Below are 2,988 nucleotides of genomic sequence, written 5' to 3'. Positions count from 1 at the left end.
CTATCCACTCAGTAGAGACATCGAGGCGGTCGATTTCGGCCATGGACATCCGAAGCTTCGACCGCCTCGTTCCTAACTTAACACCACCGGTACCGCGGGGCAAACGGCCAAGAGGATCGTTCGAGTCACCGAACCTATGGCGTACGGTCTCGACATCGGACCAGGGGCGATCCGAGCCGTCACCGACGCGGGCGACGGGCCGACGGTCGAGTCGGTTCCGCCGGTCGTGGTCCCGGTCGACGACGGGTTCGACGCCGCGACACTCCCAGAGCCGGGAGCGACGATCGACGGGAACGACGCGACGTACGCGGTCGGCGCGGCCGCTCGAGCGGGGACACTATCTCGCACCGACCGATGCCGGGTGCAGCTAGTCGCGGATCGGGTCGACGTTTCGCATTTCGCCCCCACACTGCTGACAGGTGCTGAGGAGCGCGTCCCCGACCGTCTCCCGTCGGTTACACCGGACGCAGACGTACTCGCGTTGCTCCTCGAGTGTCATGAGAAACCATACACAACAGAATGTGTTAACTCTTTCCACAGTGGTCAATCGTCGAGTCCGATCGCGGTGTGAGTCGAGCTCGGAAGCGGTCGCTCGAGGTGCTATCGATCCCGACCCCGTCGACCCAAGCTATATGTCATTATATGCCATATAATTATAATAGTTCCTAACGGGGGAGGCTTATGTGGTCGTTCTTGATAGATGCTGGCACAATGGCGACGAACACGACGACCGACTGGATCGATCCGATCACCTGTCCGTTCTGCGGCGACGAACTCGCATCCCCGGGTGCCGGATTCGTCGACCACATCGACGACAACACCGACTGCGAAGACGGATTCGATCAGTGGCGACAGAACATCGCCGGCGACCTTGCCGGCGAATGGTCGGGCTAGCGGCCGCTCCGCCTCGCGTCGTGTTTCGGACCGCAAGCGACTGCCTCGAGTCGCGCCGTTCGGCCGAACCGGTGATGTGCCGATCGCGTTTTTCCGTGGTGTGACTTCGCCGTCGCGACGGCGACGACGCAACTCGCGACTGCCGGCCTCGAGATCGGAGTCCGTGACCGGTGGCGACGAGCGGGATCGTTACGACGTATGTACCCTATTATTGGATGTATGGGTAAATACCACTCAATTCTGACCAACATATCCCACCATACCGGACCACAACTGGTTCGGCGTAATCCATTTACCGGCACATTCTAACCATCCACATGGTCTACACCAATCCGTATTCACCCGACCGATCGCACTACGAATGCTGGAGTTGCGGGTATCGAATGACGGCCGGTTCGCTCGGCTCCTGCCCGGAATGCGGCGGGCAGATGCACAACCTCTCGGTTCCGCGGGATTGACTCACTGAGTCCGCCGGATCACGGCGCGAGCCTCACACCGGTCTCGAGGAGCGACACCGGCGCGGTCACTCGAAGTCGGGCAGGTCCTCCGGCGGTTCGTACTCGGCCTCCCAGTCGACGTACTCCTCTTTGAGCGTGACCGAGACGATCTGCCCGAACTCGGTAAGTTCGGCGTTGATCGAGGAAACCGTTCCCCAGGTATCGAGGTCGGGATGGTACTCCTGAGCCTGCCAGTCCTCCGGAATGCCGGGCGCGTGATACCCGACGCGGTCGGCGAGGTCTTACCAGTATCACGTCTTGACTCGACGATTATTTTCCCAAAGTTGATGTGGGGTCCCGGTAGTCGGTTTTGTAGCGTACCCTGAAAATTGGGTGCGTGGTAAGGTAGCCAACCGATGACCGACACACCCGAGGAGAAGTACGAATCGATGAAGCATAGCATTTGGGGAGACCCAGATGACTTTGAACGAGGCGGCTGGGTCGAGAAGGGCGAAATGACCGAGCGGGACGCCGAACTCATACAGGAGTTGTGTGACGCTTTCGACGGCAACAAACTTGAGCGCACCCAGCACAAGAAAAAGAAAAAGGATTTCGAGCGATCGAAGCAGAAGAATAAGGCAAAATCTACCCTATGGGGATGGATGTACCGGCTTAGCCGTATTGCTCGCCAACAAGAACTCACCGAGCTGACGGCCGATGACATTAATGACCTCATGGAATATGGCTTCCACGAGGGTAATATCGACGGCTGCAACGGTATGAAAAAATCCACGATCCGAACGTATCAATTTGCCGTCCGGATCTTCTATAGATATCATAGTGATTTAGGCGTTGATCCACAGCATATCGCAGTCTATGAAGACGATGGGGACGCGATCGATCCCGACGATATGCTTACTCGAGACGAAATTGATCAGTTGACGCAAGCGTGCGATCATCCGAGGGATCAGATGTTATTTCATCTGTTGCTCTATACCGGGCTACGGTCTAACGCTGCCCGAAATCTCAAGATCAAGGACATAGATCTAGACAATAGGACCTACCAACTGCCCGATGTAGAGGAGGGATTGAAGGGAGCCGACGATCGGAACGGTGATCGACCGCTTCTGTTGGCCGAAGGCTCAATTCGCAAGTGGTTGGACTATCATCCCAAGAGTGACGATCCCGATGCCTACCTCATTACCGGGAAGCCCCGTTACGGGAAAGCACATCCTCACGATACGGTAGGACACAACTGTCTGCGGTACACCATGAACAGGCTCAAGGAACGGGCAGAGGTCGATAAACCACTACACCCTCATGCCCTCCGCCACAATTTCGTCACGATCTGTAAGCGTGACTACGACCTGCATAATGATACGATAAAGTATCTGATCGGCCATACAAAGGACTCTCGTGTGATGGAGACGACGTATAGCCACCTCTCCGGAGACGACTACGTGCAAGAAGCACGCGAAAAGGCCGGCTTAGCTGAACCTGAAGACCGGGATACGTTCACTCCAAAGAAATGCACTAACTGTGGCACTAAGGTTGATCCTGGCTCGAAAGAGCGTGTCATAGAATCCAACTCATAGCTTGAGCATCTCACGTCCTGGATCGTGTCCTCGCTCGTAGTTGGTGATTGCAATGACGATCC

The 2,988-nt window shown here is 56.6% G+C and carries 4 protein-coding genes and 2 pseudogenes; 4 read left to right on the top strand and 2 right to left on the bottom strand.

From position 1 onward, the window contains the following. Positions 1-136: 136 nt before the first annotated feature. A pseudogene (locus C487_RS22260) lies at positions 137-322 on the top strand (hypothetical protein); the annotation flags it as partial. Between the two features lie 45 nt (positions 323-367). On the opposite strand, the gene C487_RS20515 reads toward C487_RS22260, so the two are convergent. Next, positions 368-499, bottom strand: coding sequence for a rubrerythrin-like domain-containing protein (locus C487_RS20515; protein WP_152422545.1), 132 nt, complete (start codon positions 497-499; stop codon positions 368-370). 212 nt (positions 500-711) lie between these two features. Here C487_RS20515 and C487_RS17960 point away from each other — a divergent pair, with 212 nt between their 5' ends. Continuing rightward, on the top strand, positions 712-894 hold the full coding sequence (locus C487_RS17960; RefSeq protein WP_006187265.1) for a DUF7501 family protein: 183 nt from the start codon (positions 712-714) through the stop codon (positions 892-894). Positions 895-1,211: 317 nt separating this feature from the next. Further along, complete coding sequence (locus C487_RS21785) at positions 1,212-1,352, top strand: rubrerythrin-like domain-containing protein (RefSeq protein WP_006187264.1); 141 nt, start codon at positions 1,212-1,214, stop codon at positions 1,350-1,352. A 65-nt stretch (positions 1,353-1,417) separates the two neighbouring features. On the opposite strand, the pseudogene C487_RS19850 reads toward C487_RS21785, so the two are convergent. Next, positions 1,418-1,633 (bottom strand): annotated as a pseudogene (locus C487_RS19850) (hypothetical protein); the annotation flags it as partial. 114 nt (positions 1,634-1,747) lie between these two features. Here C487_RS19850 and C487_RS17955 point away from each other — a divergent pair. Further along, a complete protein-coding gene (locus tag C487_RS17955) occupies positions 1,748-2,926 on the top strand; it encodes a tyrosine-type recombinase/integrase (RefSeq protein WP_006187263.1) in 1,179 nt (392 codons plus the stop codon). Positions 2,927-2,988 lie beyond the last annotated feature (62 nt).

Source organism: Natrinema pallidum DSM 3751 (genome assembly GCF_000337615.1).
GTDB classification, from domain to species: Archaea; Halobacteriota; Halobacteria; order Halobacteriales; family Natrialbaceae; genus Natrinema; species Natrinema pallidum.
This window is presented reverse-complemented; position numbering and strand designations above follow the sequence as displayed.